This is a genomic window from Rhizobacter sp. (assembly GCF_035702065.1).
GTDB lineage: Bacteria > Pseudomonadota > Gammaproteobacteria > Burkholderiales > Burkholderiaceae_C > Rhizobacter.
The window spans coordinates 1-3,181 of record NZ_DASSRA010000377.1 but is presented as its reverse complement, the minus strand read 5'-3'; the positions used below and the strand labels follow the sequence as shown (position 1 = coordinate 3,181).

The 3,181-nt window shown below is 69.0% G+C and carries 3 protein-coding genes and 2 pseudogenes; all 5 read left to right on the top strand.

Features of this window, described 5'->3' with window-relative positions; all coding sequences use genetic code 11:
* Positions 1-326, top strand: a pseudogene (locus VFL64_RS16655) (glycosyltransferase family 2 protein); the annotation flags it as partial.
* Positions 327-331: 5 nt separating this feature from the next.
* Entirely contained in the window at positions 332-1,030 is a 699-nt protein-coding gene (locus tag VFL64_RS16650) for a class I SAM-dependent methyltransferase (protein WP_489541497.1), read from the top strand.
* Positions 1,027-2,190, top strand: a complete 1,164-nt coding sequence (locus VFL64_RS16645) for a DegT/DnrJ/EryC1/StrS family aminotransferase (protein WP_489541496.1) — start codon at positions 1,027-1,029, stop codon at positions 2,188-2,190. Before VFL64_RS16650 ends, VFL64_RS16645 begins: the two co-directional genes overlap by 4 nt.
* An 11-nt stretch (positions 2,191-2,201) precedes the next feature.
* Positions 2,202-2,792: a sugar transferase gene (locus VFL64_RS16640; RefSeq protein ID WP_489541495.1), complete on the top strand. Its 591-nt coding sequence runs from the start codon at positions 2,202-2,204 to the stop codon at positions 2,790-2,792.
* Positions 2,792-3,181, top strand: a pseudogene (locus tag VFL64_RS16635) (polysaccharide biosynthesis protein); the annotation flags it as partial. The gene VFL64_RS16640 and the pseudogene VFL64_RS16635, both read left to right, overlap by 1 nt.

The following is a 3,181-nucleotide window of genomic DNA, read 5'->3' as shown; positions in this document are numbered from 1 at the left end:
GGAAACCATTCGTGATGAAGAAGCACGGCCAGCCGGCCTCACTGCGGCACCTGGTGCCAGGCGCCTTCGTGCTGCTGCTGGCGGTGTCGGTGCTGCTGGTGGGCTGGTCGGCCTGGCCCTTGCTGCTGCTCACGGGGGCCTACGGTCTGGCCGTGCTGGCGATGACGTTGGCCGCCGGTCGATCGAAACCCCCGGCGGTGTGGCTGCGCGTCCCTGCCGTCATCGCGGCCTATCACCTGGGCTACGGCATCGGTTCGCTGATCGGCTGGTGGGACGCGCTGCGCGGTGGCCCGGGCCGTGCCCGCTTTGCCAGGCTCACGAGGTAGATGGCATGGACGAATCGGACGAAGCCCTGTCCGTGCGCGAGCGCTATGCGCGACGCCCGCCACGCGACCCGCGCTACAGCCTGCTCAACCCGAGCGCGCTGATGGCCTGGCAGGAGCGGCAGCGCGCGCTGCTGTCGCTTTTCAAGCGGCTGGGCTTCACCGACCTGTCGGCACTCCGCTTGCACGAGGTGGGGTGTGGCAGCGGGGGCAACCTGCTGGAGTGCCTGCTGATGGGGTTTGCGCCCGAGCACCTCTCGGGCGTGGAGCTGCTGCCCGAGCGCCATGTCGAAGCACGCGCCCGCCTGCCCGATGCGGTGAACCTGCAGCAAGGCGATGCGCTCTTGCTCGCCCCGCCACCCGAGAGTGTGGACATCGTCCTGCAGTCCACCGTGTTCTCGTCGCTGCTCGACGACGGCTTCCAGCAGCGCCTGGCCGCCAGCATGTGGTCGGCCGTCAAGCCCGGTGGCGGCGTGCTCTGGTACGACTTCACCGTCGACAACCCGCGTAACCGCGATGTGCGCGGCGTGCCACTCGCGCGCGTGCGCGCGCTGTTCCCGCAAGGGCAGTTGCAGGCGCAGCGCGTGACGCTGGCGCCGCCGATCGCCCGCACCGTGAGCCGGCTGCACCCTGCGCTCTACACTCTGTTCAACACGGTGCCGCTGCTGCGCACGCACCTCCTGTGCTGGATCGCCAAACCCCGATGACCGACAAGCTGCCCTTCCTGCCCTTCGCATTACCGGACATCGGCGAAGAAGAGATCGCCGAAGTGGTGGATACCTTGCGCTCTGGCTGGGTCACCACCGGCCCCAAGACCAAGCGCTTCGAGGAAGACTTCACCGCCTTCCTGGGCGACGCCAGCCTGCATTCGATGGCGGTGAACTCCGCCACCGCCGGCCTGCATCTTGCGCTCGAGGCGCTGGGCGTCGGCCCCGGTGACGAGGTCATCACCACCACCCACACCTTCACCGCCACCGCCGAGGTGGTGCGGTACCTCGGCGCCGACGTGGTGTTGGTCGACATCGACCCGGCCACGCTGTGCATCGACGTCGATGCGGTGGCAGCGGCCATCACCCCGCGCACCAAGGCCGTGATGCCGGTGCACTTCGGCGGCCGCGCGGCCGACATGCGGCGCCTGCTGGCCCTGACGGATCAGCACGGCCTCAAGGTGGTGGAAGACGCCGCCCATGCGCTGCCCACCACCTGCGGCGGCCAGCTCATCGGCACGCTGGAATCCGACGCGACGGTGTTCAGCTTCTACGCCAACAAGACCATCACCACCGGCGAAGGCGGCATGGTCGTGACGCGCAACGCTGAACTCGCCCACCGCATGAAGGTGATGCGCCTGCACGGCATGAGCCGCGACGCCTTCGACCGCTTCACCGCCAAGGTGCCCAGCTGGTACTACGAGATCGTGGCGCCGGGCTTCAAGTACAACTTGACCGACATTGCCGCCGCGCTGGGCCTGCACCAGCTCAAGCGGCTGGGTGCCTTCCAGGCCCGGCGCGAACAGATCGCCGCGCAGTTCAATGCGGCCTTCGCCGACCTGCCGGTGATCACACCGCCCTTGGCTGCGCCGGGCGATGTGCATGCCTGGCACCTGTACGTGCTGCGCCTGGGCGATGGTGCGGCGGTCGACCGCGACACCTTCATCGAGCGCCTGTTCGCCGCCGGCATCGGCTGCAGCGTGCACTACATCCCGCTGCACCTGCAGCCCTACTGGCGCGACCGCTACCACCTGCAGCCGGCGGCCTTCCCGCAGTCGCAGAAGGCCTACGAGCGCATGGTGACGCTGCCGCTCTACACCCGCATGACCGATGCCGATGTGCAGCGTGTCATCGCGGCCGTGCGGGCGGCGCTGGTCTGACGATGCGGGCCATGGCGAAACGATTGTTCGACCTGCTGCTGTCCGCCATGGGCTTGCTGCTGCTGTCACCGGCGCTGCTGATGATCGCGATGTGGATCAAGCTCGATTCACCGGGGCCGGTGTTCTATCGCCAGGAGCGGGTGGGCCGATTCGGCGAGCCGTTTCGCATCCACAAGTTCAGGACCATGGCGCATGGCGGCGGCGGGGCGCTGATCACGGTGGGCCAGGACGTGCGCATCACGCGTGCCGGCGCCTTCCTGCGACGCGCCAAGCTCGACGAGCTGCCGCAACTCATCGACGTGCTGCAAGGAACGATGAGCCTGGTCGGCCCGCGGCCCGAGGTGCCGCGCTACGTGGCGATGTACCCCGCGCCACTGCGCGACAAGGTGCTCAGCGTGCGCCCCGGCATCACCGACCTGGCCTCGCTCGAATACCGCGACGAGAACGAGCGCCTGGCGCGCGCCGCCGACCCCGAGCGCGAGTACGTCGACGTGGTGATGCCGGCCAAGCTGCAGCTGGCGGCGCACTACGTGGACCGCGCCTCGCTGCGCTTCGACCTGCAGCTCATCCTGCGCACCTTGCGCCTGGTGTGGTGGCGCTGATGGACGGCGATCCGGTGAGCAACCAACCCAGCATCTGGCACCGCCTCGACCGCTTGCTGGCACGCGTGCGGCCACGGCGCCAACCGCTCTCGCTGCTGATCGATGGTGTGGTGATCGCGCTGTGCTGGAACATCACCTACCTGTTCCGACTCGGCTTCGAGCGCTGGATCAGCGCGCGGCCGCACTACGACGGCTGGGTGCTGCTGGGCATCGTCGCGACCTACCTGGCGGCGCTGATCGCGCTGCGTGTGCCGCAGAGCATGTGGCGCTTCTCGGGCTTCGGCGAGGTCAAGCGCCTGACCTTGGCCTGCCTCGGGGCGGGGCTCGTCAGCGCGGTGGTGGTGATGGGCCTGCAGCTGGTGCAGGTGCCGCGCGCCGTGCTGGCGTTG

Excerpts from the sequence above, each read along its gene's own strand:
- VFL64_RS16650 (WP_489541497.1), top strand. The coding sequence starts at position 332 with ATGGACGAATCGGACGAAGCCCTGTCCGTGCGCGAGCGCTATGCGCGA.
- VFL64_RS16645 (WP_489541496.1), top strand. The coding sequence starts at position 1,027 with ATGACCGACAAGCTGCCCTTCCTGCCCTTCGCATTACCGGACATCGGC.
- VFL64_RS16640 (WP_489541495.1), top strand. The coding sequence starts at position 2,202 with ATGGCGAAACGATTGTTCGACCTGCTGCTGTCCGCCATGGGCTTGCTG.